Source organism: Niabella beijingensis (assembly GCF_020034665.1).
GTDB lineage: Bacteria > Bacteroidota > Bacteroidia > Chitinophagales > Chitinophagaceae > Niabella > Niabella beijingensis.
This window is the reverse complement of record NZ_JAIQDI010000001.1, coordinates 2,129,870-2,154,832: the sequence shown is the minus strand read 5'-3', so window position 1 is coordinate 2,154,832 and position 24,963 is coordinate 2,129,870. Positions and strand designations below refer to the sequence as shown.

Annotated in this window: 28 protein-coding genes; 19 read left to right on the top strand and 9 right to left on the bottom strand. The window is 47.9% G+C overall.

Annotated elements, in window-relative coordinates:
* Positions 1-8: 8 nt before the first annotated feature.
* Complete coding sequence (locus tag K7B07_RS09120) at positions 9-416, top strand: hypothetical protein (RefSeq protein ID WP_223709092.1); 408 nt, start codon at positions 9-11, stop codon at positions 414-416.
* Between the two features lie 10 nt (positions 417-426).
* The gene (locus K7B07_RS09115) at positions 427-1,338 is read left to right on the top strand and encodes a hypothetical protein (protein ID WP_223709091.1); all 912 of its coding nucleotides are present in this window, start codon (positions 427-429) and stop codon (positions 1,336-1,338) included.
* Between the two features lie 24 nt (positions 1,339-1,362).
* Here the strand turns inward: K7B07_RS09115 and hemH are convergent, their stop codons facing one another.
* On the bottom strand, positions 1,363-2,394 hold the full coding sequence (gene hemH, locus K7B07_RS09110) for a ferrochelatase (RefSeq protein ID WP_223709090.1): 1,032 nt from the start codon (positions 2,392-2,394) through the stop codon (positions 1,363-1,365).
* 229 nt (positions 2,395-2,623) lie between these two features.
* Between hemH and hemA the strand changes: the two genes are divergently transcribed.
* The 11 genes from hemA (at position 2,624) to K7B07_RS09055 (ending at position 14,343) form a co-directional block, all read left to right on the top strand.
* On the top strand, positions 2,624-3,874 hold the full coding sequence (hemA, locus tag K7B07_RS09105; protein ID WP_223709089.1) for a glutamyl-tRNA reductase: 1,251 nt from the start codon (positions 2,624-2,626) through the stop codon (positions 3,872-3,874).
* A gap of 15 nt (positions 3,875-3,889) precedes the next feature.
* Complete coding sequence (locus K7B07_RS09100) at positions 3,890-4,864, top strand: hydroxymethylbilane synthase (protein ID WP_223709087.1); 975 nt, start codon at positions 3,890-3,892, stop codon at positions 4,862-4,864.
* Positions 4,854-5,552, top strand: a complete 699-nt coding sequence (locus tag K7B07_RS09095) for a uroporphyrinogen-III synthase (protein ID WP_223709086.1) — start codon at positions 4,854-4,856, stop codon at positions 5,550-5,552. The genes K7B07_RS09100 and K7B07_RS09095 overlap by 11 nt, the downstream gene beginning before the upstream one ends.
* Before the next feature lie 21 nt (positions 5,553-5,573).
* The gene (gene hemE, locus K7B07_RS09090) at positions 5,574-6,620 is read left to right on the top strand and encodes a uroporphyrinogen decarboxylase (protein WP_223709085.1); all 1,047 of its coding nucleotides are present in this window, start codon (positions 5,574-5,576) and stop codon (positions 6,618-6,620) included.
* A 15-nt stretch (positions 6,621-6,635) separates the two neighbouring features.
* Complete coding sequence (locus K7B07_RS09085; protein ID WP_223709084.1) at positions 6,636-8,513, top strand: M1 family metallopeptidase; 1,878 nt, start codon at positions 6,636-6,638, stop codon at positions 8,511-8,513.
* Positions 8,510-9,448 (top strand): oxygen-dependent coproporphyrinogen oxidase, encoded by a 939-nt coding sequence (gene hemF / locus K7B07_RS09080; RefSeq protein WP_223709083.1) that lies wholly within the window; start codon positions 8,510-8,512, stop codon positions 9,446-9,448. The genes K7B07_RS09085 and hemF overlap by 4 nt, the downstream gene beginning before the upstream one ends.
* Before the next feature lie 68 nt (positions 9,449-9,516).
* Positions 9,517-10,386, top strand: coding sequence for a hypothetical protein (locus tag K7B07_RS09075; protein WP_223709082.1), 870 nt, complete (start codon positions 9,517-9,519; stop codon positions 10,384-10,386).
* Positions 10,387-10,423: 37 nt separating this feature from the next.
* Positions 10,424-11,407: a porphobilinogen synthase gene (gene hemB, locus K7B07_RS09070; protein WP_223709081.1), complete on the top strand. Its 984-nt coding sequence runs from the start codon at positions 10,424-10,426 to the stop codon at positions 11,405-11,407.
* Positions 11,408-11,503: 96 nt separating this feature from the next.
* Positions 11,504-12,034, top strand: a complete 531-nt coding sequence (locus tag K7B07_RS09065) for an STM3941 family protein (RefSeq protein WP_223709079.1) — start codon at positions 11,504-11,506, stop codon at positions 12,032-12,034.
* 102 nt (positions 12,035-12,136) lie between these two features.
* Positions 12,137-13,432, top strand: a complete 1,296-nt coding sequence (locus K7B07_RS09060) for an MFS transporter (RefSeq protein WP_223709078.1) — start codon at positions 12,137-12,139, stop codon at positions 13,430-13,432.
* A gap of 50 nt (positions 13,433-13,482) precedes the next feature.
* On the top strand, positions 13,483-14,343 hold the full coding sequence (locus K7B07_RS09055; protein WP_223709076.1) for an MBL fold metallo-hydrolase: 861 nt from the start codon (positions 13,483-13,485) through the stop codon (positions 14,341-14,343).
* Between the two features lie 80 nt (positions 14,344-14,423).
* Here the strand turns inward: K7B07_RS09055 and K7B07_RS09050 are convergent, their stop codons facing one another.
* Both K7B07_RS09050 and K7B07_RS09045 read right to left on the bottom strand, forming a co-directional pair.
* Positions 14,424-15,248, bottom strand: coding sequence for a DUF3108 domain-containing protein (locus K7B07_RS09050; RefSeq protein WP_223709073.1), 825 nt, complete (start codon positions 15,246-15,248; stop codon positions 14,424-14,426).
* Positions 15,235-16,236 carry a lysylphosphatidylglycerol synthase domain-containing protein gene (locus K7B07_RS09045; RefSeq protein ID WP_223709072.1) on the bottom strand — a complete coding sequence of 334 codons (1,002 nt, stop codon included), beginning with the start codon at positions 16,234-16,236 and terminating at the stop codon, positions 15,235-15,237. The genes K7B07_RS09050 and K7B07_RS09045 overlap by 14 nt, the downstream gene beginning before the upstream one ends.
* A gap of 27 nt (positions 16,237-16,263) precedes the next feature.
* Here K7B07_RS09045 and ruvC point away from each other — a divergent pair, with 27 nt between their 5' ends.
* The 4 genes from ruvC to K7B07_RS09025 all read left to right on the top strand — a co-directional run bounded on the left by ruvC (position 16,264) and on the right by K7B07_RS09025 (position 19,379).
* Positions 16,264-16,824, top strand: coding sequence for a crossover junction endodeoxyribonuclease RuvC (gene ruvC / locus K7B07_RS09040; RefSeq protein WP_223709070.1), 561 nt, complete (start codon positions 16,264-16,266; stop codon positions 16,822-16,824).
* A 183-nt stretch (positions 16,825-17,007) separates the two neighbouring features.
* Positions 17,008-17,253 carry a hypothetical protein gene (locus K7B07_RS09035; protein WP_223709069.1) on the top strand — a complete coding sequence of 82 codons (246 nt, stop codon included), beginning with the start codon at positions 17,008-17,010 and terminating at the stop codon, positions 17,251-17,253.
* A gap of 34 nt (positions 17,254-17,287) precedes the next feature.
* A complete protein-coding gene (locus tag K7B07_RS09030) occupies positions 17,288-17,782 on the top strand; it encodes a DinB family protein (protein WP_223709067.1) in 495 nt (164 codons plus the stop codon).
* Between the two features lie 220 nt (positions 17,783-18,002).
* Entirely contained in the window at positions 18,003-19,379 is a 1,377-nt protein-coding gene (locus tag K7B07_RS09025) for a tryptophanase (RefSeq protein WP_223709065.1), read from the top strand.
* 3 nt (positions 19,380-19,382) lie between these two features.
* Here the strand turns inward: K7B07_RS09025 and K7B07_RS09020 are convergent, their stop codons facing one another.
* Positions 19,383-19,772, bottom strand: coding sequence for an HIT family protein (locus tag K7B07_RS09020; protein WP_223709064.1), 390 nt, complete (start codon positions 19,770-19,772; stop codon positions 19,383-19,385).
* 80 nt (positions 19,773-19,852) lie between these two features.
* Here K7B07_RS09020 and K7B07_RS09015 point away from each other — a divergent pair, with 80 nt between their 5' ends.
* Positions 19,853-20,947, top strand: coding sequence for a hypothetical protein (locus tag K7B07_RS09015; RefSeq protein WP_223709062.1), 1,095 nt, complete (start codon positions 19,853-19,855; stop codon positions 20,945-20,947).
* Between the two features lie 114 nt (positions 20,948-21,061).
* Here K7B07_RS09015 and greA read toward each other — a convergent pair whose 3' ends face one another.
* The 4 genes from greA to K7B07_RS08995 all read right to left on the bottom strand — a co-directional run bounded on the left by greA (position 21,062) and on the right by K7B07_RS08995 (position 23,618).
* Positions 21,062-21,532, bottom strand: a complete 471-nt coding sequence (greA, locus tag K7B07_RS09010; RefSeq protein ID WP_223709060.1) for a transcription elongation factor GreA — start codon at positions 21,530-21,532, stop codon at positions 21,062-21,064.
* 97 nt (positions 21,533-21,629) lie between these two features.
* Positions 21,630-22,565 carry an NAD(P)-dependent oxidoreductase gene (locus K7B07_RS09005; protein ID WP_223709059.1) on the bottom strand — a complete coding sequence of 312 codons (936 nt, stop codon included), beginning with the start codon at positions 22,563-22,565 and terminating at the stop codon, positions 21,630-21,632.
* 46 nt (positions 22,566-22,611) lie between these two features.
* Positions 22,612-23,364, bottom strand: a complete 753-nt coding sequence (gene rsmA, locus K7B07_RS09000) for a 16S rRNA (adenine(1518)-N(6)/adenine(1519)-N(6))-dimethyltransferase RsmA (RefSeq protein WP_223709058.1) — start codon at positions 23,362-23,364, stop codon at positions 22,612-22,614.
* Positions 23,365-23,390: 26 nt separating this feature from the next.
* A complete protein-coding gene (locus K7B07_RS08995; RefSeq protein WP_223709057.1) occupies positions 23,391-23,618 on the bottom strand; it encodes a CDGSH iron-sulfur domain-containing protein in 228 nt (75 codons plus the stop codon).
* Positions 23,619-23,677: 59 nt separating this feature from the next.
* Between K7B07_RS08995 and K7B07_RS08990 the strand changes: the two genes are divergently transcribed.
* A complete protein-coding gene (locus K7B07_RS08990; RefSeq protein WP_223709056.1) occupies positions 23,678-24,292 on the top strand; it encodes an HAD family hydrolase in 615 nt (204 codons plus the stop codon).
* 57 nt (positions 24,293-24,349) lie between these two features.
* On the opposite strand, the gene atpH is transcribed toward K7B07_RS08990, so the two are convergent.
* Positions 24,350-24,913, bottom strand: coding sequence for an ATP synthase F1 subunit delta (gene atpH, locus K7B07_RS08985; RefSeq protein ID WP_223709055.1), 564 nt, complete (start codon positions 24,911-24,913; stop codon positions 24,350-24,352).
* Positions 24,914-24,963: the final 50 nt, after the last annotated feature.

Sequence of the window (24,963 nt, the reverse complement as noted above, 5' to 3'; positions counted from 1 at the left end):
AGACAGGAATGGCGGCGACACATTTTATAAAAGAAACATTGAAGCAGGACCGGCTGAACAAACCGGTACTGCTGATGCTGGTTGTATTATGGATGGTTTCCCTTACACTGATCCTGTGGCTGTTGTTTTCCTGGCGGCAGCAACAGCAGGCAGAACTGTATTCCCGGGGGCACAGAAAGCTTTCACTGGATGACATGCTGCTGTCCTTCAATGAACTGAAATTGGGCAACAATACCACGCTCATCAACCTGCAGCTGAAAGAGATCTCGCAGAAAAAGAACAATACCGATACAACCGATAAAGAGATCATTGCTGATAACAGAAAGAAAATTTACGACAGGATGCTGGAGGAAGTGATCCGATCCCGGCCGCCTGTAAAACAAGAAGGTTTTACCATAAAACCGGTACCCCAATAATTAATTGTCTATGAAGTTTTACCCGTTTGTTTTACTCCTGCTGATGCTGGCTTCCTGCGGCACCCAGCGAAAACTGGCAACCGCCAAAGCCTCCAGTGCAAGAACGCAGCAACTGGTTTCTGATGAGACGCAGCAACTGGATGCGATAAAAAAAATACTGGATGTAAAAGCCGCTGACCGGTCCATCGACAGTGTGCTGAACAATGATGTACAGAAAATTTTGAATAAGCTGAACGGCAACCTCAGCAGTGTGCAGCAACTGGCGCTGATCATGGATGCTGCAACAAAAAGCCGTTCGGCCTTCAGGAGAGGTATCCGGTCCACCGATCTTTTATCCAAGCTCGTTATCCTGGATTCCTTTAATACCGCGCGGAAACGGCGCGAAGAAGTATACACGATGCTGAATGAGTCGGTAAGTACTTCCAAGTACCAGATGTTTCATTACGCCGCTTTTTTTGGTCCGGGGGTATACCGGGTACCGGGGTCGGCAATGAATAACGTGCGTGCTTATTTTACACCTATTATTGATTCGCTGTCGCGGGTTTCCAACAAGTATTCCAATATTGCAAGAGAAGCACGTATTGTATTTGTGGGTTATTCGGATCTGACGCCGGTTACCCGGAACGGACCGCTTTATAAAGAGATGACAGACCTGCTTCATACTACCGAGCCTTCACAACAGGAGATGAATCAGTTGTTGTCGGACCTGAGAGCAAAGGAGATGGTGCGTAATATGAAACTGGTAATGGAAAGCAATACTTCGAAATTCGAAAATTACAATACATTAAAAATAGGATATGTGGCCTATGGTAAAGGGGAGGAATATCCCTCGCCCAGTATCAGGGATTACAAATCTACCGATGAGCGGCGACGCATTGTGATCAGCTACTGGACGGTATTGCCCAAGCTCCAAGATCTGTGATGCCTGTGGCCGCAGACCGGCTTCTTAAGCCGGCTGCCGGATGGTCTCATCAATCAGCTGCAATAAAGTGTCTACCCAAAGCGCGCTTGTATTCATGCAGGGGATATATGTGTATTGCTCACCGCCGTTCTCCAGAAAATCTTCTTTACCGCGCATTTCGATCTCTTCCAGCGTTTCAAGGCAATCGCTTACAAAAGAAGGACAGACCACTACCAGTTTTTTTACCTGCTCTCCGGGCAGCTGCGGCAGTCGTACCTGTGTATTGGGCAACAGCCAGGGATCGCGCCCCAGGCGGCTTTGATAGCTTTGCTGCCACTGCTCTTTTTTAAGTCCCAGCTTTTTTGCTACCAGCTCGCTGGTAATGGTTACCTGGTGCCGGTAACAGGTGGGATGCGATGGGCTTGATTTAAAACAACAGTTTTCTACCTGCATACAGTGCTTTTTGGTAGGATCGCTTTTCAGAATATGACGTTCGGGAATGCCGTGATAACTGAACAGCAGCTGGTCAAAATCTTCCTGCAGGTAAGGACGCATACTTTCCGCAAGCGCATTGATATAGGAAGGGTGCTTATAAAAAGGAGGCACCACTTTTAATGTAAAGGAATAATTATTTTTCCGGTGCGCCTCCTTCATATGTTCTACCGCAGTTTCAAAACTGCTCATTGCATAATGCGGGTATAAGGGCACCAGTACCACTTCTTCCACATCCGGCATACGCTGAAGAAGCGCTGTATAGGCGGCTTCCGGTGTGGGACTTCCGTAACGCATGGACAATTCAACAGGCAGCGCGGTTTTTTGCTGAACAGCTTCCTGTAATTGTTTTGAAAGTACGATAAGCGGTGATCCCTCTTTCCACCAGATCGTTTTATAGGCCTCTGCGGATTTGGGTGCACGAAAGGGCACAATGATCCCTTTTATCAGCAGAAAACGCAGCAGCCATGGTTTATCGATCACCCGCTTGTCCATCAGGAACTCGTCCAGGTATTTCTTAACATCCTTTACTTCTGTTGAATCCGGTGAACCCAGGTTCATTAAAATTATTCCTGTTTTACGCATGCTTTCTGCTATATAGATTTTATTTCCGGCTTACAGCTGTTATTGTTTACGCCGGCACGGACGACCCGTCTGCAAAAGTATAACAACCGGCAAAGATACAGGTTACAAAAAGACAATAATACTGTTTGCAGTAGCCGGAAAGCATGATAAAAATCATGCTTTTTTTAAATGCCAGTGACAAAAGTATGACGATACTACCACGGATCCTTTATACATTTGCGGCTGAATCATGTCGTTAGAAGAGTTCCATATTTCAAAGCAGGTTTTAGATCGTTTTTGTATTGCCGGTATTAACTATCATAAAGCCGATGCCGCAACCAGAGGGCTGTTTTCCATTACCAACGAAACGTTTGTTAAACTGGGAGAAAGCGCAAAGGCTGCAGGACTGAAGAGTGTATTTGTGGTGTCGACCTGTAACCGCACGGAAATTTACGGATTTGCGGAGTCGGTGATGCAACTGGTGGAGCTGCTGGTGCAACATACAAATGGTGATAAGGCTGCGTTTTATGAGTGTGGTTATTTTAAGAACGGGGAAGAGGCGCTGCAACATTTGTTCAATGTGGCCGCCGGACTTGATTCACAGATCCTTGGGGATTATGAAATCCTCGGGCAGCTGAAAAGGGCTGTTGAAACAGCACGCAACGAACAACTGATCGGACCGGTAATGGACCGTATGCTGAATTTTGCTTTTCAGGCCTCTAAAAGGATCAAAACGGAAACCAACCTGAGCGACGGAACCGTTTCTGTATCCTTTGCCGCAATTGAGCTGCTGCAGAATATTAAAGAGATCGAACGCAAGAAAGTGCTGATCATCGGTGCCGGAAAATTTGGAGTGAACGTCTGCAAAAATCTCAATACCTATTTGCCGCAGACACCGGTCACCATAATGAACCGTACCGATGAAGTGGCCCGGCAAACGGCAACAGCCCACAATATCGGCTTTATCCCCTATTCTGATAAAACCGCCGCTATCAAAAATGCGGATATTGTAATTGTATGCACCAATGCCAATGAGCCAACGGTAATGCCGGAGCATGTTGCGGCCGGCGGTCCACAATTATTCCTGGACCTTTCCGTGCCCGTGAATGTGCACCCGGCCATCCGGCAAAAAGAGCAGATCACTGTGATCGATGTGGATGAGATCTCCAATACCATACTGGATAAAACCCTGGCGAAACGTAAGGCCGAAGTGCCCAAGGCCCAGGCCATCATTGCACACTTCCGGATAGAATTTCTGAACTGGCTGAGAGACCACCACTATTCATTGCACCTGAAAACCTGGAAAAACAAATTACGCGAAATTGATTTAATGCAGACCTCCGTTTGCGAGTTTTATAAGGATAAGGAATTGATCAGCGAAACAGAGCGCGTGATGCGTGCTCAGAAAGCGGTAAAGCAGCTGGCGGTAAACCTAAAGGTCAGGCACGACAAAGGATGCCAGTTCATCAGCAGCATCAATGATTATCTGCAAATTCCCTAACCCGGATATTATCATATGATCCGTATTGGTACCAGAGACAGTCAGTTGGCCGTTTGGCAGGCCACTCAGGTAAAAGATCTCTTAGAAAAGTTAGGCACTCCGGCCACGCTGGAGCTGATCAGAAGTGAAGGGGATCTCGACCTTGTGACGCCATTATATGCAATGGGCGTGCAGGGTGTGTTTACACGGGCACTGGATAGTGCACTGCTCAATAATAAAATTGATGTGGCGGTGCACAGCATGAAAGACGTGCCGGTACAGCTCCCTGAAGGAATTGTGGAAGCCGCTGTTCTGGAGCGCGCCTCTTATAATGATATCCTGGTATTGAATCCCAACTGGAAAGCACCGGATCAGAGCGTCGATCCGGAAGCACTCCGATCTCCGATCTCCGATCTCAACGCTCAATTCTCAATTCTCAATTCTCAAACCCTGACCATCGCCACCAGCAGTGTTCGGCGCAAGGCGCAATGGCTGAACCGGTTCCCGCAGCATATCATTGAAAATATCCGTGGTAATGTAAATACCCGGTTGCGTAAGCTTTCCGAAAGCAATTGGTTCGGTGCCATATTTGCTGCGGCCGGACTGGAGCGGATCGGTTTACGGCCGGCGAACAGCATTACACTCGACTGGATGCTGCCGGCACCTGCACAGGGTGCCATTATGATAACAGCCCGCGGGAACGACAGGGCTGTGTTACAGGCATGCGCCCGTATCAATCATGCAGGCACTGCTTATTGTGTAAAAGCGGAGCGGGAATTCCTGAGCGCTTTGATGGGTGGATGTTCTACGCCGATCAGCAGCCTGGCAGTGCTGCAGGAGGATCACCTGTATTTTAAAGGCAGTGTTGTTGCCCTGGATGGTTCAGAAAAAACAGAGGTAGCAGCGATATATCCGCTTAACGGAACAGAAGCACCGGGAAGACTGGCGGCGGAAGCATTGCTCGAAAAAGGAGGAAAGGCGATCATCGCGAAAATGAATCATGAACAATAAGCCGCTCCATATCCTGAGTACAAAACAACTGGACAGCCGGCTGTTGCAACTGGCAGGCGACGGGGTAGAACTTGATTGCATTCCGTTTATTAAAACCCGCACCGTATCCGCCGCAGCACTTGCTGCAGCAATAGACCAGGTGCCGCTTACAGACGCGGCGGTGATTTTTACAAGCGCCCATGCAGTAACTGCAGTGGCGGCCGCGTTAACGGCGGATCCGGTATGGAAGATATACTGCATAGAAACCGCTACGCTGAAAAAGGTGCGGGAGCTGTTCCCCCGCTCAGAGATCATTGCATCCGCACCAACCGGCGCAGCACTGGTAAAGCGGATCATCAAAAAAAGACCGGGACACCTGTTCTTTTTTTGTGGAAACCTGCGCCTGGAGACCATTCCGGATGCATTGCGGCAGAACAGCATCTCCTGTAATGAGCTCGTCGTCTACACCACCACCCTTACACCGGTTCGGATAAACCGTATGTATGACGGGATCCTGTTCTATAGTCCCAGTGGTGTTGAAAGTTTTTTTTCGCTGAATACGATAACAGAAGGCACAACGGCGGTTTCCATCGGACCATCGACCACAACGGCCTTAAAAAAATATACCTCAGCTATTGTGGAAGCCGCAACACCGGATATCGGACAAATGATCCGTCTGGTTGCGGCCGGCGATAACTGGTTACGTTGACTAAACGTGAATGAATTTAATATGATGCAACAGGAAATAAAAAACGACTTGATTTTAAGAACGCTTCGCGGAGAAGCAGTGGAGCGGACACCGGTATGGATGATGCGGCAGGCGGGAAGGTACCTGCCGGAATACATCCGGTTGCGGGAGCGCTATTCGTTTTTTGAGCGATGCCAGAACCCGGAACTGGCCTGTGAAATAACCCTGCAGCCGGTAGATATTGTAGGTGTGGATGCTGCTATTCTTTTTTCTGATATTCTTGTGGTGCCACAGGCTATGGGAATGGAAGTACAGCTGGTAGAAAAACTGGGCCCTTTTTTACCCCAGCCTGTAAAGGCAGAAGAAGATCTGCAACGGATCAGCGTTCCGGATGTGAATGATAAACTGAGCTATGTTTTTGAAGCCATCAGGCTGATCAAAAAAGAACTGAACGGACGTGTTCCGCTGATCGGGTTCGCAGGCGCGCCGTGGACCCTGCTCTGCTATATGGTTCAGGGAAAGGGCAGCAAAACATTTGATGAAGCAAAGGCCTTTTGTTACCAGCAACCGGCAACAGCGCATGCCCTGCTGCAAATGATCACGGATACAACAATCGCCTATCTGAAAGGACAGGTGGCTGCCGGGGCGGATGTGTTGCAGTTGTTTGACAGCTGGGGCGGCCTGCTGGGTAAAAATGATTTTGAGGTATTTTCGCTCCGGTACATACGGCAGATCGTGGAAGCCTTAAAAACGGAGGTCCCGGTGATCGTTTTTGCCAAAGGCGCCTGGGGATCACTGGCGGAAATGGCACAAACCGGCGCTGCCGGTCTGGGAATTGATTGGTGTATTGAACCGCAGACAGCCCGCAACATCGCCGGAAAATATGTTACTTTGCAGGGCAATTTCGACCCGGCAAAACTCCTTGGTCCGGTTCCGCAGATCGAAAAGGAAACAAAGGAAATGCTCCGGGCCTTCGGAAAAGACCGGCATATCGCCAATCTGGGACATGGGATACTGCCCAATGTTCCGGTAGATCATGCCAGGGCTTTTGTGGATACGGTGAAAGCATATAGATTTTCTAACAGCTAAAAATATAACTGAACCGTGAAAAAAATACCCTTCTTAACAACCGTCTTTATCGTGTTGTGGGCTACCGCAGCAGCCCAGCAACTGTACATGCCCCGTAACATCCGGAAGGCAGTAAAAAACGGAACCCGCACCACTACGGGCATGCCCGGGGCCGGATACTGGCAGAACCGGGGGGTGTATGTCATCGACGCCGCAGTAAATGTTGCTGAAAAATCAGTCTCCGGAAAAGAAAAGATCACGTACTATAATAACAGTCCGGACACGCTCAAATCGGTGATCATCCGTTTTGTGAACAATATACACAAACCGGAAGCGCCAAGAGCAGGACAGGTTCCCCGGGATTTCTTAACAACAGGTCTGAACATCCGGCAGTTTATAGTAAACGGGACTTCATATTCCGTTAACAGCGATGGCTGGGGCACGGCCAATCGTGTAGCGCTCAACACACCCCTGCTGCCCCGGTCTCAAACGGAATTTGAGATCGAGTGGAGCTATCCGCTGTCAAAGCTGAGCGGACGGGAAGGGCAGATCGATCCCAATACTTTTTTCTGCGCCTATTTTTATCCGCGGATATCGGTATATGATGATTATAACGGATGGGATGTACTGCCGCATACCGACGGCGGCGAGTTTTACAACGATTTCAACGACTATACCGTTTCTGTAAAAGTACCCACCAATTACATTGTCTGGGCCACGGGTACGCTGGAAAACGCAAAAGAGGTATTACAGCCCGCAGCATTCAAACGGTTCCGCGAGTCACTGACCAGCAACCGCGTGGTACATATCGCTACCACAAAAGATATGGAACAGGGTGCGGTAACCAATTCCAGTGAATGGAATGAATGGAAATTCAGTGCACGGAATGTTTCCGATTTTACATTTGCCACCAGCAATCATTTTGTATGGGATGGAGGCAGTGTGGCACTTGCCGATAATAAAGAAGTAAAACGCGTAAGTGTACAGGCCGCATATAAAGATACCGCCGCTGATTTTAAGAATTATGTAGAGTGGACCAAATCCTGCATCCAGTGGTATGCTGATAACCTGCCGGGGATTGCCTATCCCTATCCGACCATGACAGCCGTTCAGGGATTTGCAGATATGGAATATCCCATGATGGTAAATGATGCTTCGGTAAGCGATCAGATGGACTCCCGGCTTACCGTGGATCATGAAGTAGCCCATACCTATTTTCCTTTTTACATGGGCATCAACGAAACACGTTATGCGTTTATGGATGAAGGCTGGGCTACAGCACTGGAGTACCTGATCGGCATCGCGGAAAACGGTAAATCTACAGCAGACAGTGCATTTAAAAACTTCCGGATAAAAAACTGGATCCGGAATCCTGCAACGGAAATGGATCAGCCGCTCATTACTATGTCCTCGCAATTGTCCGGGGCGGGATATGGAAGGAACTCCTATGGTAAAGCCGCCCTTTCTTATCTTGCCTTAAGGGATCTCCTGGGACAAAGCCTGTTCAAAAAAGCATTGCACGGCTACATGAATACCTGGAACGGAAAACACCCCACACCCTGGGATTATTTTTATTGCATCAATGCCGTATCCAAAAAAGAACTGACCTGGTTCTGGGAAAACTGGTTCTTCAGTAATAATTATATCGACCTGAAAGTGAAAGAAGCCTCGTCCGGCAATAACAATACCACGGTCACACTGGAAAATGTGGGCGGATTTGCAGTGCCCTTTGACGTGATCGTTCAGCCCGAAGAGGGGAAAGAAAAAATATACCATTATACGCCCGAGATCTGGCAACGGAAAGAAAAGACCGTGACTTTTACGGTGCCCAGCAGTGGCAGGATAAAAAGCGTGAGAATTGACGGGGGCATTTTCATGGATGCCACCCCGGAGGATAATATTTATTCGTTATGAAAAAAGAAGAAACAAACGCATTCCGCCAGCAATGGATCGAATACGTTTACGGACTGCAGGACCGCATTTGCAAGGCACTGGAAGAAGAAGATGGCCGGGCTGTTTTTAAGCAAGATAACTGGGAACGCGGGGCGGATGGAAAAGGCGGCGGTGGTCATTCCCGTGTGATAGAGGACGGAGCTGTTTTTGAAAAGGCTGGGGTAAATGTTTCCGTGGTATACGGACATGTAACCGAAAAAATGAAACAGGTGCTGCCGGTGAATGAGGGCACCTGGTTCGCCTGCGGGATCAGCCTGGTGCTGCATCCGGAAAATCCGTTTGTGCCCACCACGCATGCCAACTGGCGTTATTTTGAAGCACATGATGCGGCAGGCAACGTAACACACCGCTGGTTTGGCGGAGGGGCCGACCTGACACCCTATTACCTGTTTGAGGAAGATGTGGTGCATTTTCATACCACATTAAAAAATGCCATCGACCCGTTTGGGCCAGATCTGTACCCGAAATACAAACAACAGTGCGATGAATATTTTTCCAACAAACACCGGGATAATGAAATGCGTGGCGTTGGCGGTGTATTTTACGATTACCTGTATCTGAATAATGAAGAGGAAGCTGACCGGCTGCTGGCCTTTCAAAAGGCTAACGGGGACGCATTCCTGGAAGCCTACCTGCCTATTGTAAAAAAGAGAAAACATACTTCCTATGCTGCGGAGAATAAAAAATGGCAGGAGATCCGGAGAGGCCGCTATGTGGAATTCAATCTGATCCACGACAGGGGTACGATCTTCGGACTGAAAACAAAAGGCCGCACAGAAAGCATCCTAATGAGCCTGCCGCCAACCGTACGGTTTGTCTATAATTATGAACCGGAGCACGGCAGCCTGGAAGACAAATTATTAGAAGTATGCAAACATCCCAGGGAATGGGCCTGATCCCGGCAATGTCTGACGCCGGCCGGAAAACAATGTCAGGTAAAAAAACGCAAATCTCAAATCTCAAAATGAAAGCGGTCTTTTACATATGTTGCTTTTTGTTTTCAGTAGCTGCTCAGGCACAGCCGCAATACTATAACTGGAGTGGCTTTCCGCTGCCGGTTTATGAACGGCCTTCTGCCGCTGCCGGGATCGTGGAAAGGATACCGGCCGGAAATCCGGTGAACGTCATTCCTGGTACAGCCGGTCCGTCATATACGATTTACCTTAGTTATTACGGAGACACTTCAGTACATAAAAAGGAGGAAGGCAACCTGAATCCTGTGGGCAGTTTTTATCCGTTAAAGACAACCTGGGTAAAGGTACAGGGCGCACGCGGAACGGGCTATGTACCGCTGGGGCTGTTGTCACATATTCCGTATAAGCCGCTTTATAAAAAAAGCGAAAGCCAGGATTACCAGGATATACCTGTGCTGGATGCGTTGAAGACCTATTTCGGCAAACCGCTTTCTTACCGGAAGCAGGAGCTGGAAAAGCAAGCCAAAGAAGAGATCCATTTTACAGAGCAGTACCGGTTCACGGGCGGGATCACCTACCGTGTATTACAACAGTACGCAGAAGAAGGTGGCCCCGGAGGGGACGAACACCGGATCTTTTTACCCCATACCTCCCTGAGTGAAGCGGTCCTCTTTCTCTTGGAAATTACCCGGGGAACCCGGATACAACCGGAAGAGCAAAAAAGCGTTAATAAGATAAAAAGCCTGTATGATTCTTTCTCCTGGTGGTACCAGCCGGAGCAGTACAATGATGCCGGCGAACCGGTCAAAGAGAAGAACCGGATTGATTTTGAATATGCTTCGGAAGGCGGATCAACCGGCGCAACATTCCTTATCAGGGACCAGGGTGTTGAAATTATCTATTCTTATGGCGGCTGCTAAACCGGAAAGGACTGCCAGGTTTAAAAAATAATCGATCATGATACTACAACATAGAAACCGGATATTAAGAAGAAATGCGGCCATCAGGGAGATGGTGGCTGAAACGCAGCTACGGGCCAGCGATTTTATCTTACCCCTTTTTATTACAGAAGGCAATGATGTTGTGGAGCCGATCAGCTCCATGCCCAATTATTTCCGCCGCTCTGTAGATAAAACAGTGGAGGAAGTAAAAGAACTGTGGCAGATGGGGATCAGGAGTGTGCTGTTATTTGTAAAATGTGATGATGCGCTCAAAGATAACACAGGTAAGGAAAGCTGGAATCCTGATGGGCTCATGCAGCAATCGGTAAAAAGCATCAAGGATGCAGTTCCGGAAATGGTGGTAATGACCGATGTGGCACTGGACCCCTATTCAGAATACGGGCATGATGGTATCGTGGATGTGAAAAGCGGTTATATACTGAACGATGAAACAGTAGAAGCGCTTACCCGGATGAGCCTTTCCCATGCTGCTGCCGGAGCGGATTTTATTGCCCCCAGCGATATGATGGACGGACGCATCGGTGCCTTCCGCAAGGCCCTGGAAGCGGACGGTTTTTCCGGTGTGGGCATTATGAGCTATTCTGCAAAATATGCCAGCTGCTTTTATGGCCCCTTCCGGGATGCGCTGGACAGTGCCCCCGGCTTTGGTGATAAGAAGACCTACCAGATGAACTATGCAAACCGTATTGAGGCCATCAATGAAACCCTGCAGGATGTGGCAGAAGGAGCGGATATTGTGATGGTAAAACCGGCAATGGCCTACCTGGACATTATACGGGAAATAGCAAATACAGTTACGGTTCCGGTAAGCGCCTACCATGTAAGCGGGGAGTATGCCATGATTAAGGCTGCCGCAGAAAGAGGCTGGCTGGATGAGGAAAAGGCCGTACTGGAAAGCCTGACATCCATTAAAAGAGCCGGCGCTGCGCTGATTGCCACCTATTTTGCAAAAGATGCAGTGCGGTTGCTGCACCGGTAATACGGAACAGTGCCCGTCATACAAAGGATCTGCCTGGCCACCCGGTTGCGGTTTGGGTACAGCATCGTATTTTTGCCATAGCGGACAATTTATAACATGAAGGAGCCCATAAGAATCCCCATCAGCAAAAGGAAAACGCTTGCCGCCTTTGTCGGTTCACTGGCATTTGTAATTGCAGGTGTATTTTTTATCAGCAGGCCCATGCTGTTTATCAGAAGCGATGATCCTACCATGATCCGGATCATCGGCTACATCTGTACGGCATTTTTTGGCCTCTGTGCCATCCTCCTTTTTCTGAAACTAAGGGATAAAAAGGAAGGACTGATCATCGATGCAGAAGGGATTACAGATAACTCAAGTGGTATTGCCGCCGGCAGGATATTGTGGAAAGATGTAAGAAGTATCCGGGTGGAGGAAGCGGCCGGTCAGCAGTTTATTATGATGGAGGTAAAAGATCCGCTCCTTTACCTCAGGCAGCAGAAAAATCCGGTAAAAAAACGTGCGATGGAGCTGAATTATCAGTTATATAAAACACCGGTAGGCATTACAGCTAATTTCTTAACCGTTAAAACGGAACAACTGTTACAGCTGCTGCAAACAGCCTTTAAAGACGCCCGCTCTGCTTAGGACGCCGGTCCGGACCTATTTGCATCCCCGGGATGCGGAAAAGCATATTGCATCGCATTGGCATTGGCAAAACCCGTATTTTTATGGAAATAAAAAAACTCCATGCAAACGGCTTCCAAGAAAGTGATCAACGGATGGGCCATGTACGACTGGGCCAATTCTGTTTACAACCTGGTCATCACCACTACTTTTTTCCCGATCTATTTTTTGGCAGTCACCGGAAGTAATTCCAGCGGACATAAAGTGGACTTTCTGGGGCGGCAGTTTGTCAACTCTTCGCTCTATGATTATGTGCTGGCCATTGCCTATCTTTTTATTGCCATTCTTTATCCCATTCTCACATCCATCGCTGATACAAGAGGGAACAAGAAGAACTTTATGCGGTTCTTCTGTTATATGGGTGCACTGGGCTCGGCGGTACTGTTTTTCTTTACCAGCGATACGCTGGGTCTGGGCGTGATCGCCTTTATGCTGGCAGCGATGGGATACGTGGGAAGCCTGGTATTTTACAATGCCTACCTGCCGGAAATTGCAGCTCCTGCTGATCGCGACCGGATCAGTGCCCGGGGGTTTTCTTTCGGTTATGTGGGTAGTGTTATCATGCAGCTGGTGGGTTTTTTGCTGATTGTTTTAATGACAGATAAAGGCCTTGCCACACGGCTTACCTTTTTGCTTGTGGGTATCTGGTGGTTCGGTTTTGCGCAGATCACTTTTGCCCGGCTGCCGCAATCGGCACCGGTAAATAAGACCCGGGATACCGTTTTTAAAGAAGGGTTCCTGGAAATTAAAAAAGTATACCAGCAGGTAAAGCAGATGCCGGTGCTGAAGCGTTACCTCCGGGGCTTCTTTTTTTACAGCATGGGTGTACAAACCGTAATGCTGGCGGCTACGTTGTTTGGCAGCAAACTGCTCGGTCTTCCGGATGAACGGCTGATCATTTCGGTAGTGATGATACAACTGGTGGCCATAGCCGGAGCCTGGTATATGTCGCGTTTGTCGGCCCGGTACGGCAATATAAAAGTATTGATGGGGGTGGTCATTTTCTGGATCCTGATCTGCATTGCCGCTTATTTTACTGCTGTGGTGGCGGAAGGAGGTGGCAACGGAGAGTATCTTTTTTATGGACTGGCAGTTGCCGTGGGCCTGGTGATGGGCGGGATTCAGTCACTCAGCCGGTCTACCTATGCCAAGCTGATGCCCGATACAAAAGATACCGCCTCGTTTTTCAGCTATTATGATTTTACTGAAAAGCTGGCCATTGTGATCGGTATCTTTGTCTTTGGATTTATCGAGGAAAAAACCGGAAGTATGAAGAATTCGGTATTATCCCTGATCCTTTTCTTTGCCGTCGGCTTCTTCTGGTTGTACGCCGCACTGGTAAAACAACGGAAGGAGTAGCTATCAGCTGAATTCTCAATCCTGAACTCTCAACACTCAATTATCATCCCATGAATCTGTATACGATCAATTGCGGACATTTTAAACTGGATGGTGGTGCCATGTTCGGAGTGGTGCCCAAAAGCATCTGGAACGGATTGAACCCGGCAGATGCCAATAATATGTGCAGCTGGGCTACCCGCAGTCTGCTGATCGAAGATGGACAGCGCCTGATATTGGTGGACTGTGGAATGGGGGATAAACAGAGTGAGAAATTTTTTGGCTATTATTACCTCCACGGTGATGACGATCTGGATAAATCGCTGGCACAATGCGGATTTCACCGCGATGATATTACGGATGTATTTTTAACACACCTGCATTTCGATCATTGCGGCGGTGCTATAAAAAAGGAGAACGACCGGCTGGTACCGGCATTCAGAAATGCTGTTTACTGGAGCAATGAAGCGCATTGGGACTGGGCCATACACCCCAATCCGCGTGAAAAAGCTTCTTTCCTGAAAGAGAACATCCTTCCGATACAGGAGAGCGGACAACTGCAGCTTGTTTCCGGCAAAAAAGAAGTGGCCGGCATGCTTGAAACAGCCCCGTTCCTGGAAGGGTTCGACATCCGGTTTGCAAGTGGCCATACCGAATCGATGATGCTGCCCCAGGTGCAGTATAAAGGACGGACCATCGTGTTTATGGCAGACCTGCTGCCTTCACCGGGTCATATTCCGCTGCCCTATGTGATGGCATATGATACCCGCCCGCTGATCACCATGACCGAGAAAGAAGCTTTTTTAAAGGAAGCCCTGGAAAAAGAATACGTCCTGTTCTTTGAGCACGATCCGCAACAGGAATGTTGTACGCTAAAGGAAACAGAGCGGGGAATACGGCCGGACCGGTTTTTTAAACTGGAGGAGTTATAGCGATCAGCTTTTAGAAATGGGAATTGAGATTTGAGACTTCAGCTTATTTCACTTCTCACCCTCAACCAGCCGCTTTCTAGTTAATTCTTTTTAACCAGTGCTGTCATCGGGCTCTTCAGTCCTTCAAAGCTGGTCATATCGATCTTCACCTTACCTACTATAATTGGACTTTCCACCCGTATGGGTACCCGGTTGGCATCATCGGTTATCCATACCGTCATCTTTTCACCTCCCTCAAAAATGGTTCCTTTGATCGTAAGGGGTTTGATCTTTATGGCTTTGAATTTTCCGTATTTGGTAGTGATGGTTTCCTTGCCCATATACCGGATATACATACCAAAGACCTCATTGTCCAGGAAAACGCTGAAAGGCACTTTGTCGCCGGGTTTCAGGCTGTTATAGTCCACATTACGGGCATAAAACACAGAGCTGACCACATCGTGCACACAGGCCGGAACTTTAAACACCCCCTCATTGCTGATCGCTGTGTTGGCGGATTTATTAAAGCTCACATTCTGATATTTTTTATACCCCCCTTCATTAATATTGCGGATGAATTTCAATGGCTGAAATGTTTCTACATCTACATAGGTCTCATAAGTGTCATTGGCTTTATAGGCCCATTCATAGGAAGAGAGTGTGCGGCCGGTTCCGGTTATATGATATACAGAACGGCCGTTCAGCTTTTCCATGGTGATGTAAAAGGATCCGGTTCCGGCGGGCACAAAGGCCCCGGCTACACTATAACCAACGGTAAAACCTACTTTTTCCCCCGGCTGAAATGCGGTATTGGGGATGGAACAGGCTCCTGCAACAACCGGCGCTGCTGATGGTGCAGGTGTTGTTTTGCTGCCGGTGGCAAATAATACAAAAAACGGGGCCAGAAATAAACTAAGCGCTTTCATGTTTGCTCTTAAATATTTTTTTAATACCCAATACCAGCACGCTGCCAATAAGTGCCGGTATTACCAGGTTAATTAACCAAATGCTAGCCGAAGTTAAGCTAATACCCAATTGATTCGCGTTAAATAATCCTAATATTGTCAGGCTCAGACTCCCTCTTACACTCAGATCGGTAAACAGCGCGATTGTCGGAATGATCGCAAGGATCAAAAACAATACACTCACTCCCATCCAGGCCTGCCCGAATGGAATCGCCACTTCGAACAGCTGAAACAGTAAAAAATACTGTATAATAAAAATACAAAACCTTGTTATGGATAAAGACAATAAACGCAGCAGTACCGTTGCATTAAACTGCTCCAGCGCCTCAATGGACCAGGAAAATTTTTTCCCGGAAGGGAGCCGGGAGATCCATTTCGCCATCCAGGAAATGCGGAAATAGAACAGCAGCAGCAGCAGGCCACCGAATGCCACAACATATAATAACGCATCCAGCCAGAGGGGGGAAACGATCTTTGCATGAATAATGGCATCTTTCAGGGAATAAAGCGAAAAAAGTCCGACCCAAACCGTGATCAGCAGCTGGCTGGTATTACTCAGAACAGTAAGTGTAACGGCCTTGATGCGCTTGCCTTCATCTACATAAAGGATCCTGCCTACATAATCCCCGATACTGTTGGGGGTGGAAACCGAAAACGAAACCCCGGATAATGTAGCTTTAAAAGCACGGAGCAGCGACATCGGCTGCAGGCTTTTCATGGCCAGCCGCCATTTATAGGCCTCCACCATCCAGTTCAGCAGCATCAGCAGGATGACAGCCACAAGATAAATGATCTTTGAGCTGGTCAGCGAAGCTTTGATCTGTTCCCAGGAATCGGCCAACCCTTCCTGCTCCCGCACCTGGTTATAAATAGACCAGCACAGCCAGAGGAACAGCAGCGGGCCTAAAAAATAATTGAAGAATATTTTGATATTTTTGTTGACCTTCATGAATTCTTGGTAAAAATAGTATCCAGTTTGCAAACCGCTGCCAAAATAATATTGGGCATTGACCCGGGAACCCTGATAATGGGGTACAGCATTATTGAATGTTCCCGTCAGAAAATACGGCTGCATGAAATGCATGCTGTAAAGTTTTCTGCCCGTTTGAGCAACTATGAACGGCTGAGCCGGATCCATGAAAAAGTGACCGAGCTGATCCACACCTATAAACCCCATGAATTTGCGATTGAAGCGCCCTTTTTCGGAAAAAATGTGCAAAGCATGCTCAAACTGGGCCGTGCCCAGGGGGTTGCCATTGCTGCTGCCATGCATTTTAACCTCCCTGTTACGGAGTATTCACCCCGGAAGATCAAACAGGCGGTTACCGGCAACGGAAATGCGGCCAAAGAACAGGTATGGAAAATGCTGCAGCAGATCCTTTCCTTAAAAGAAGCACCGGAATATTTTGATGCCACAGATGCACTGGCCGTAGCTCTTTGTCATCACTACCAGATCAGCAGCCCCGTAAAAGCCGCCGCCGGATTTAAAGGCTGGGAAGATTTTATAAAAAAGAACCCGGATAAAATACGCAAATAAAGAATTATAGCGCCGGCACCAGTCTCCCGGTTCGGCTGCAGTGCATATCCGCACGACTCCGCATACATGGACAGCGATGCGGCAATAAAACACGGGACCCGCTGCCCGTATTTTATTTTATCAGGACCACTCTGAAAACTGCTGACATACTGCTGTCACTGCCCTGTTTTACCTTGTGTTCAAATGATGCCAGTTCACGATCTTAAGATAAGCGCTTCCGTAGAAGTATTTAAGACCAATGTGGTAAACAAGCCGGTTGCCAACCGGTTGAAAAGGGCACTGGAAAAATTGCTGCCGCATTCGAGGATCAGCTTTGATCTGGAGGATTGCGACCGGGTATTGCGTGTTGAAGCGCAGATCCCGGTAGACGCCGCACTGATCGCGCGCTTTATGCAGCAGGAGGGATATGCTGCAGCAATACTGCTCTGAATATTTTATTCATTAAACTAAAAATAGAATCATTATGAACCGAGTTGAAGTTTTTCAGCGCGACTTTGAAAAAGAGATCGCCACCACCCGTAAGTTTCTGGCCATTGTACCGGATGATAAATACGACTGGCAGCCCCATCCCAAAAGCATGACGGTGCGTCAGCTGGCAACACATATTGCGGAGCTGCCCGCCTGGGTAAGTATGGCGCTGAATACCGATGGGATCGATTTTGCCACGATGGACTATAAACCCACACCCATCAATGATACGAAGGCACTGGTGGACCTGTTTGAAAAAAGTGTACTGGACGGCCGTGAGAACCTGGCAAAAGCAACGGATGAGGTACTGGATAAACCCTGGACAATGCGCAAGGGAGAAACAATTTACAGCAATGATCCGAAAGCAGACGTCATCCGGATGTCCTTATCGCAGATCATCCACCATCGCGCACAGCTGGGCGTGTTCCTTCGCTTACTGGATATTCCCATTCCCGGAAGCTATGGCCCCAGCGCGGACGAATCGTTTTAGTCCGGCAGACCTATGAGGTTTTTAAAACCTCATAGGTCTGCTAGGTCTGCCGGTCTTGATTTTTTTCTTAATATTGTGTATGCTTCCGCTCTGGCAAAAAGTAATTAAGAGTCCTACTTAGTTTCCTGCACTCCTGCAGGAAGCGGATCTGTTTTTTGGATGCCGCTTTCCTTTTTACTCCCGGCATTTTTTATTTTATCTGAAAATCCAAAAAACAGTTATGGCAAAGACCATTATAGAACCCTTCCGTATCAAATCGGTAGAACCATTGCATTTCACCACCCGGCAGCAGCGGGAACAGATCCTGGAAACCGCATTCTTCAATCCTTTTCTGATTCATGCAGATGATGTACTCATCGATCTGCTTACAGACAGCGGCACATCAGCCATGAGCAGCCGGCAATGGGCAGCTATGATGGAAGGTGATGAATCTTATGCCGGCAGTAAAAGTTTTTACCGTTTTGAAGCGGCGGTAAAAAAGATCACCGGTATGCAATACATTATTCCCACCCACCAGGGAAGGGCTTCGGAAAAAATAGTATTTACCCTTACCGGCGGAAAGGGACGTTACTTTTTGAGCAACACACTGTTTGATACCACCCGCGCCAATATTGAGTTTTCCGGCGCAACAGGCATCGACCTCTTAACCGAAGCGGGGAAGCAGCCTTCGGTACCGGCGCCCTTTAAAGGAAACATCGACCTGGACCTGCTGGAAAAAACAATAGTGGAAAAAGGCGCAGCGCACATTGCCATGTGTATAATTACCATCACCAATAATTCGGGGGGCGGGCAGCCCGTGAGTATGGAAAATATCCGCGCCGCAAGCCGTATCTGCAAAAAGCATGGCGTTGCTTTTTTTATTGATGCCTGTCGTTTTGCGGAGAATTGTTACTTTATAAAACAGCGGGAGGAAGGGTATGCTTCAAAATCGATACAGGAAATCGCCAACGAGCTTTTTTCTTATGCGGACGGCTGCACCATGAGTGCGAAAAAGGATGCATTTGCCAATATCGGCGGATTTCTGGCATTGAACGATGAAATTCTTACACAGGAGTGCCGGAACCTTTTGGTGATCACCGAGGGCTTCCCCACTTACGGAGGCCTTGCAGGGCGCGACCTTGAGGCAATAGCAGTGGGACTCGAAGAAATTATGGATGAACATTATCTGAAGTACCGCATCCGCAGCATGGAATACATTGGCGAGAAACTGGAGGCGGAGGGTATTCCCTTTGTAAAGCCTGTTGGCGGACATGCAATATACCTGGACGCCCGGGCCTTTCTGCCGCACATACCCGTGCATCAGTATCCGGGTCTTGCGTTAAGCAATGCACTTTATCTGGAAGGAGGGATCCGCAGCGTAGAGATCGGTTCACTGATGTTTGGAAAATATTCGGCAGACGGAGCGCTGGTACCGGCGCAGATGGAGCTGGTGCGGCTGGCCGTACCCCGCCGGGTATATACTCAGAGTCATATCGATTATGTGGCGGAGATCATTATCGACGTGTTTACAAAAAGGCAGGAGATCCGCGGGTATGAGATTGTATATGAAGCCCCGCTGCTACGTCATTTTACGGCAAAACTGAGGCCTGTTGATTAAACCTTACAGGTTTTTTACGATGACCTCCTGTACCGCCTTCATTTCTTCGGGAGATAATTTGAGCTTGGGCTGCAGAAAATTCACGTCGTTGGCATCATTAAGCGGAATAAGATGTACATGCGCATGCGGCACTTCAATACCCACCACGCTTACGCCGCAGCGGTTGCAGTCGAAACTTTTTTCAATGGCCCTGGCAATGGGCTTTGCAAACACCAGCAAACCGGAAAGATAGGCATCCGGCACATCAAATAATTTGTCTATCTCGATCTTGGGAACTACCAGTGTATGGCCTTTGCGAAGCGGCATAATATCTAAAAAGGCAATGAACTGATCGTCTTCGGCAATTTTATAGGAAGGGATCTCTCCGGCGATTATTTTTGAAAAGATGGTCATAAAACATGTGTTTGCCCAAATTTACCTTTTTTAACCAGAAACGGGTAATTTAGCGGTTCCAGATTACCGGAGCTATATATATGAAAATACAGATCCTTCCGTTGCTGTTGTTGCTGTTATGGGGAATAAAGGCGGATGCGCAGCAGCGTCCTGTATATGTACCGTTTAAATACAATAACAAGACCGGGCTGATGGATACTACCGGTACATTGATCCGCGAACCGGGTTTTGCTGCCGGGTATTATGTTGCAGGGGACTTCAAAGCATATATTTTTATTATGCCGGAGGAGGAGCATGATATGGTGATGGATGCTGTTACCGCTGCTGAAAAAAACTATGGTAAGCTGGATGAAGAAACCGGTGCACTGGAAGACGGAAGGGCCCGCTGGTATCATTTCTGGAAGGAAGGCCGTTCGCGGCTGGTGAATATAGAAGCAGACCATGTTATAGAACTGCCGGTGGTATACCGGAAGTTTGATGCCACTGAAGGGCGCTGGGACAATGAGCTGCAAAAAAGTAAGGGGTTTGTTTTTGGTTTAAAAGAAGACAATACCTATGAGTTGCTGGATGCCGGTCGTGGATTTGAAAAAGTAAGCACCTTACCGCCTTTTGAAAGCTACGATATGGTACTGCAAACGGATGATTCCATTTCTTTATTGACCGGGTATGTGACGGGGACAGCAGATGTGATCAACCGGCGGGAGAACGGTATTTACGGGATCTCCTCATCGCCAGGCCAGGTAGCGATTTATAATGCGGATTTTAAAAAGCTGGGAACAGCCGCATACAACCCGGAAGCGATCGGAATGATATTTGGGAAAGAGGTATTGCTGCGGGGAATGATGCCGGCTCCGCCGGCGGTTAAGAACCGGGTGATCCGGCAGGTGCATCAGGGCCGCGAAAAACTGAATGAGACCTTCTCCGTTTTTGAAAGAAAGAATCCCGCTGATTCAGAACTCCGGTTGCTAAGTCTGGAGCAGACCACCTCCAATGGCCATCGGCCGGTTTTTAGAAAAAGGATGGATTACCGGTACATTGGTATACCGGGGGCAAAGAACGCGTTGCTCCAGGTAAGGGATGCCGGCTCCGGAAGTTTTTTTTATTTTGATTATAACGGAGTATTTTTTCCAAAGGGAACGCCGATGATCCCCGCACCGTATTTACAGGACAGGTAGCGGATAAAATAAAAACCGCGCATCGCGCGGTTTAAAAAGTTGAGAAATGTACTGCAGTGCAAGTGAGTGACACAAGTAAAGCCCGGCGATGCACTGCAGCCGGTGGCAAAAAAATTATATCGAAATCTCTTCAATCTTAAACTGGATCACACCTGCAGGGGCCTGTACATCAGCTACATCACCCGGTTCTTTACCCAGGATGCCTTTTCCGATGGGAGAGGTGATGGATATTTTCCCGGCTTTTAAGTCGGCTTCCTGTTCACTTACCAGCTGGTAAATGACCTGTTTTTTTGTTTTCAGATTGGTCAGTTTTACTTTGGTCAGGATCGACACCTTACTGGTATCAATAGTAGATTCATCTACCACACGGGCATTTGCAAGGGCACCTTCCAGTGCAGCGATCTTGGCTTCAAGAATGCCCTGGGCCTCCTTTGCGGCGTCATACTCCGCATTTTCTTTCAGATCTCCTTTTTCACGTGCTTCGGCAATAGCCTTGCTGGCTGCAGGCCGCTCCACACCCTTCATGTGCTGCAGCTCTTCCTTCATTTGCTCTAATGTTTCCTTTGTTACATATTGTATCGTCATATGCGTTTCTTTAGAATAAACAGAAAAAAATAACAACGCCTCAGATCAGAACTGAAGCGTTGCATTTACCTATATAAACAAATATAATTAAAAAGGCTCAGAATTCCTTTATGCCTAACTTTTTTAACAGAACCGTAGCCATTTTCAAAAATGCCTCATGGCTATAACCTGCAATATGGGGTGTGATGATCACATTGGACTGATTCAGAAGCCATTGCAGTGTTTCTTTTTCCTCCGGTGTATAGGTGTCGAGTTTCTCATTTTCCAGTACATCCAGACAGGCACCGGAGATCAGACCCTGTTTTAGTCCTTCGGCAAGTGTGGGGAGATGGATGACTTTTCCGCGGCTGGCATTAAGGATAACGGGTTTTTGCTGCATGGTTTGCATCAGCTCCAGCGTAAGCATTCCCCGGGTGTCTGCAGTAAGCGGCACATTAAAGCTGATCACATCTGAGTAGCGGCAGACCTGTTCGAGGGAAGCTTCTTTTATAAAATCGTGTGCAAAATCATTTTTGAATTTATCATAAGCAAGCACGGTCACGTTAAAAGGCTGCAGTAACCGGGTAAAAGCGCCGCCGGTATTGCCATAGCCGATGATGCCTACCGTTTTACCCGAGAGTTCTGTACCCCGGTTCTCTTCCCGTTTCCAGATCAGCTGCTGTACTTCGGGAACAGCGATGTTCATTTTATTGAGCAGCATCAGCAGCATGCCGAGACTTTGTTCTGCAACGGCATTACGGTTGCCTTCCGGACTGCTTACGCAAAGGATATCCCTGCTTTGTGCATAGGGCACATCGATGAGTTCCATACCACTGCCCAGCCGGCCGATCCATTTGAGGGAAGGGGCGGCATCGATCAGTGCCCTGTCTACCGTAATGCGGGTGGTCAGTACCAGCCCTGTGATATCCTGCGCCTGCGCCATCAGCTCCTCATAGGTGATTTTGGGTAGATAGGAAACGGCAAATCCTTTCTCTGCAAGGGTTTCCTGCAATATGGGATGTGCATTTCCTGTAATGATCACTTTTTCTTTCATCAATTAATTTTTTGTAAGATAAACTGTAAATAAAAACCGTGGGAGATTATTTCATTTTAAAACTGAGCTCCGCAAAATCACGGACGGATAGTTGCTCCGCGCGTTTGTTAAAGATATCGTCCTTCAGCACTGCATCATCAAACAACGGTTTCACGGCATTGCGCAGGGTTTTTCTTCTTTGATTGAATGCCGTTTTAACCAGGATGGTAAAGGAGCGGTCCGACTTCATCGGTTCTTCCGTTTGCCTTTTCCTGAGACGGATCACCCCGCTTTTTACTTTCGGTGGCGGATTAAAAGCCTGCTCGCTGACATCGAAAAGATAAGCTACTTCATAAAAAGCCTGCATCAATACACTGGTGACGCCGTAGATCTTGGAACCCGGTGCTGCTGCGATCCGCTGTGCCACTTCTTTTTGAAACATCCCGGTAATAACGGGAACCTGTTCTTTCCAGTCGAGTATTTTAAAAAGGATCTGCGTGGAAATATTATAGGGAAAATTGCCCACAATATGAAACGGTCCTTCAAAAGGAGTAGTTGTATCCAGGATGCTTTCATGGATGATCTTATCTTTCAGTACCGGATAGGCAGTCAAAAGATATTGTACTTTTTCGGCATCCAGTTCCACTGCCTTAAAGGATACCTCCGGCAACTGGATCAGGTAGCGGGTAATGGCCCCGCCACCGGGCCCTACTTCCAGCAGCTGCCCCGGTGCTTCCGCGGCCACTGCGGCCACGATCTTTTTGCAGATGTTATCATCTTTTAAAAAATGCTGCCCCAGGGATTTCTTTAGCGTGTACATAACAGCAAAATTAAGCAGTTGCCGGGTTAAACGGTTTTCTTCGGGGGAAGGGCAAAGGCCGTAGCCTCGTGTTCAAAATGACCTTTGTGGCTGCCGTCGCAGAAAGGTTTGTTCACCGACATGCCGCAGCGGCAGAGCGATACAATGGTGCGGCCACCCAGGTCATAGGGCTGACCATCCCTGTCCACAATTTCAAAGTCACCCTCAATGCGCAGCGAACCGTTATTATTCACTGTAATTTTTGTTGTAGCCATAGTTATTTATTAGCCGGCAAAGATAGGGGCGAAACATTTTTCGACCCTATCTTTGAGCCATGATTAAAAACGTAATTTTTGATTTTGGAGGGGTATTGCTGAATCTTGATTTTAAACGGTCATTTGCAGCATTTGCCGCATTGGGATTTGAGGACTTCGAAGATAAGTTCTCCCAGTATACGGCAGACCCGATCTTTCAGCAACTGGAGAAAGGCCAGATCGCTGCGCCGGTATTCTATGAAGGGCTCCGGGGCCTGCTGGGCCGGCCGGTTCCGGATGTGCAGCTGGCGGAGGCCTGGAATGCGATGCTGCTGGATTACCGCAAACCCAGTCTGGATTTTCTGGCATCGCTGTCGGGCAGTTACAATCTGTTCCTGCTCAGCAATACCAACCGCATCCACTACGATCACTTTTCAAAAACGCTGAAAGAGGAAACGGCGTATCCCTCACTGGAGTCCTTTTTTACAAAGGCGTATTATTCGCATGATGTCAACCTGCGGAAACCGGACCCGGAGATCTATGCTTTTGTGCTGAAGGATGCCGGCATCGCAGCGGAAGAGACCCTGTTCATCGATGACAGCTTTACCAACCTGCCGAATGCGCAGGAGCTGGGTATACAAACCCATTTATTGCTACCGGAGGAGCGGATCGAACACCTGGAGTATTTTAATTGATTGAAGTCCATAAAAAAAGCCCGTCTTAAACGGGCTTTTTTCTTCGTACAAATAATCTTACCGCACTTTATAAATAAAGTCGTTATTCTTAAATTGCTTGGCAATGGCCTTCAGGTCATAGCTGACACTGGCATCTACCATTTTGTCTCCCATTTCCAGTACAAACCCGCCGATAATATCGGGGTTTACGGTTGCTTCCAGCTCGATCTTCTGCTGACCGGAGGCTGCTTTTACCTGGTTGATGATATTGTTCTTCACCGCATCACCAACCGGAACAGCGGTGGTCAGTTTAACTGTATGAATATTGTTCAACACCTTGTATTGCTCAATAAAAGCCGGCAGGATCTCCGGAAGGATGGATTCCCGGTTCTTTGAGATCAGGAGGTTGGCAAAACCTTTGGTGATCTCTCCGATATGCGTTCCGGCAATGGCATTGACAATGCTTTTTTTCTTGTCGGCTTTGATGATCGGGCTGCGGAGCAGGTTTACAAAATCCCTGCTCTGCCCACACAGGGCCTGTAACCACTGAACATCAGCAAATACCTGCTCTACCTGGTCCTTTTCCTTTGCCAGGTCTAACAGGGCTTTTGCATATCTTGAGGCTAAACGAGGATTTGGCATATCTTAAATGTAAAATGTAGAATATAAAAATAGTAAAAGCGCTCCGGGAC

What these genes read in the sequence shown, in the direction of transcription:
- K7B07_RS09120 (WP_223709092.1), top strand. Translation starts at nt 9, where the DNA reads ATGGCGGCGACACATTTTATAAAAGAAACATTGAAGCAGGACCGGCTG.
- K7B07_RS09115 (WP_223709091.1), top strand. Translation starts at nt 427, where the DNA reads ATGAAGTTTTACCCGTTTGTTTTACTCCTGCTGATGCTGGCTTCCTGC.
- hemH (WP_223709090.1), bottom strand. Translation starts at nt 2,394, where the DNA reads ATGCGTAAAACAGGAATAATTTTAATGAACCTGGGTTCACCGGATTCA.
- hemA (WP_223709089.1), top strand. Translation starts at nt 2,624, where the DNA reads ATGTCGTTAGAAGAGTTCCATATTTCAAAGCAGGTTTTAGATCGTTTT.
- K7B07_RS09100 (WP_223709087.1), top strand. Translation starts at nt 3,890, where the DNA reads ATGATCCGTATTGGTACCAGAGACAGTCAGTTGGCCGTTTGGCAGGCC.
- K7B07_RS09095 (WP_223709086.1), top strand. Translation starts at nt 4,854, where the DNA reads ATGAACAATAAGCCGCTCCATATCCTGAGTACAAAACAACTGGACAGC.
- hemE (WP_223709085.1), top strand. Translation starts at nt 5,574, where the DNA reads ATGATGCAACAGGAAATAAAAAACGACTTGATTTTAAGAACGCTTCGC.
- hemF (WP_223709083.1), top strand. Translation starts at nt 8,510, where the DNA reads ATGAAAAAAGAAGAAACAAACGCATTCCGCCAGCAATGGATCGAATAC.
- K7B07_RS09075 (WP_223709082.1), top strand. Translation starts at nt 9,517, where the DNA reads ATGAAAGCGGTCTTTTACATATGTTGCTTTTTGTTTTCAGTAGCTGCT.
- hemB (WP_223709081.1), top strand. Translation starts at nt 10,424, where the DNA reads ATGATACTACAACATAGAAACCGGATATTAAGAAGAAATGCGGCCATC.
- K7B07_RS09065 (WP_223709079.1), top strand. Translation starts at nt 11,504, where the DNA reads ATGAAGGAGCCCATAAGAATCCCCATCAGCAAAAGGAAAACGCTTGCC.
- K7B07_RS09060 (WP_223709078.1), top strand. Translation starts at nt 12,137, where the DNA reads ATGCAAACGGCTTCCAAGAAAGTGATCAACGGATGGGCCATGTACGAC.
- K7B07_RS09055 (WP_223709076.1), top strand. Translation starts at nt 13,483, where the DNA reads ATGAATCTGTATACGATCAATTGCGGACATTTTAAACTGGATGGTGGT.
- K7B07_RS09050 (WP_223709073.1), bottom strand. Translation starts at nt 15,248, where the DNA reads ATGAAAGCGCTTAGTTTATTTCTGGCCCCGTTTTTTGTATTATTTGCC.
- K7B07_RS09045 (WP_223709072.1), bottom strand. Translation starts at nt 16,236, where the DNA reads ATGAAGGTCAACAAAAATATCAAAATATTCTTCAATTATTTTTTAGGC.
- K7B07_RS09035 (WP_223709069.1), top strand. Translation starts at nt 17,008, where the DNA reads ATGATGCCAGTTCACGATCTTAAGATAAGCGCTTCCGTAGAAGTATTT.
- K7B07_RS09030 (WP_223709067.1), top strand. Translation starts at nt 17,288, where the DNA reads ATGAACCGAGTTGAAGTTTTTCAGCGCGACTTTGAAAAAGAGATCGCC.
- K7B07_RS09025 (WP_223709065.1), top strand. Translation starts at nt 18,003, where the DNA reads ATGGCAAAGACCATTATAGAACCCTTCCGTATCAAATCGGTAGAACCA.
- K7B07_RS09020 (WP_223709064.1), bottom strand. Translation starts at nt 19,772, where the DNA reads ATGACCATCTTTTCAAAAATAATCGCCGGAGAGATCCCTTCCTATAAA.
- K7B07_RS09015 (WP_223709062.1), top strand. Translation starts at nt 19,853, where the DNA reads ATGAAAATACAGATCCTTCCGTTGCTGTTGTTGCTGTTATGGGGAATA.
- greA (WP_223709060.1), bottom strand. Translation starts at nt 21,532, where the DNA reads ATGACGATACAATATGTAACAAAGGAAACATTAGAGCAAATGAAGGAA.
- K7B07_RS09005 (WP_223709059.1), bottom strand. Translation starts at nt 22,565, where the DNA reads ATGAAAGAAAAAGTGATCATTACAGGAAATGCACATCCCATATTGCAG.
- rsmA (WP_223709058.1), bottom strand. Translation starts at nt 23,364, where the DNA reads ATGTACACGCTAAAGAAATCCCTGGGGCAGCATTTTTTAAAAGATGAT.
- K7B07_RS08995 (WP_223709057.1), bottom strand. Translation starts at nt 23,618, where the DNA reads ATGGCTACAACAAAAATTACAGTGAATAATAACGGTTCGCTGCGCATT.
- K7B07_RS08990 (WP_223709056.1), top strand. Translation starts at nt 23,678, where the DNA reads ATGATTAAAAACGTAATTTTTGATTTTGGAGGGGTATTGCTGAATCTT.
- atpH (WP_223709055.1), bottom strand. Translation starts at nt 24,913, where the DNA reads ATGCCAAATCCTCGTTTAGCCTCAAGATATGCAAAAGCCCTGTTAGAC.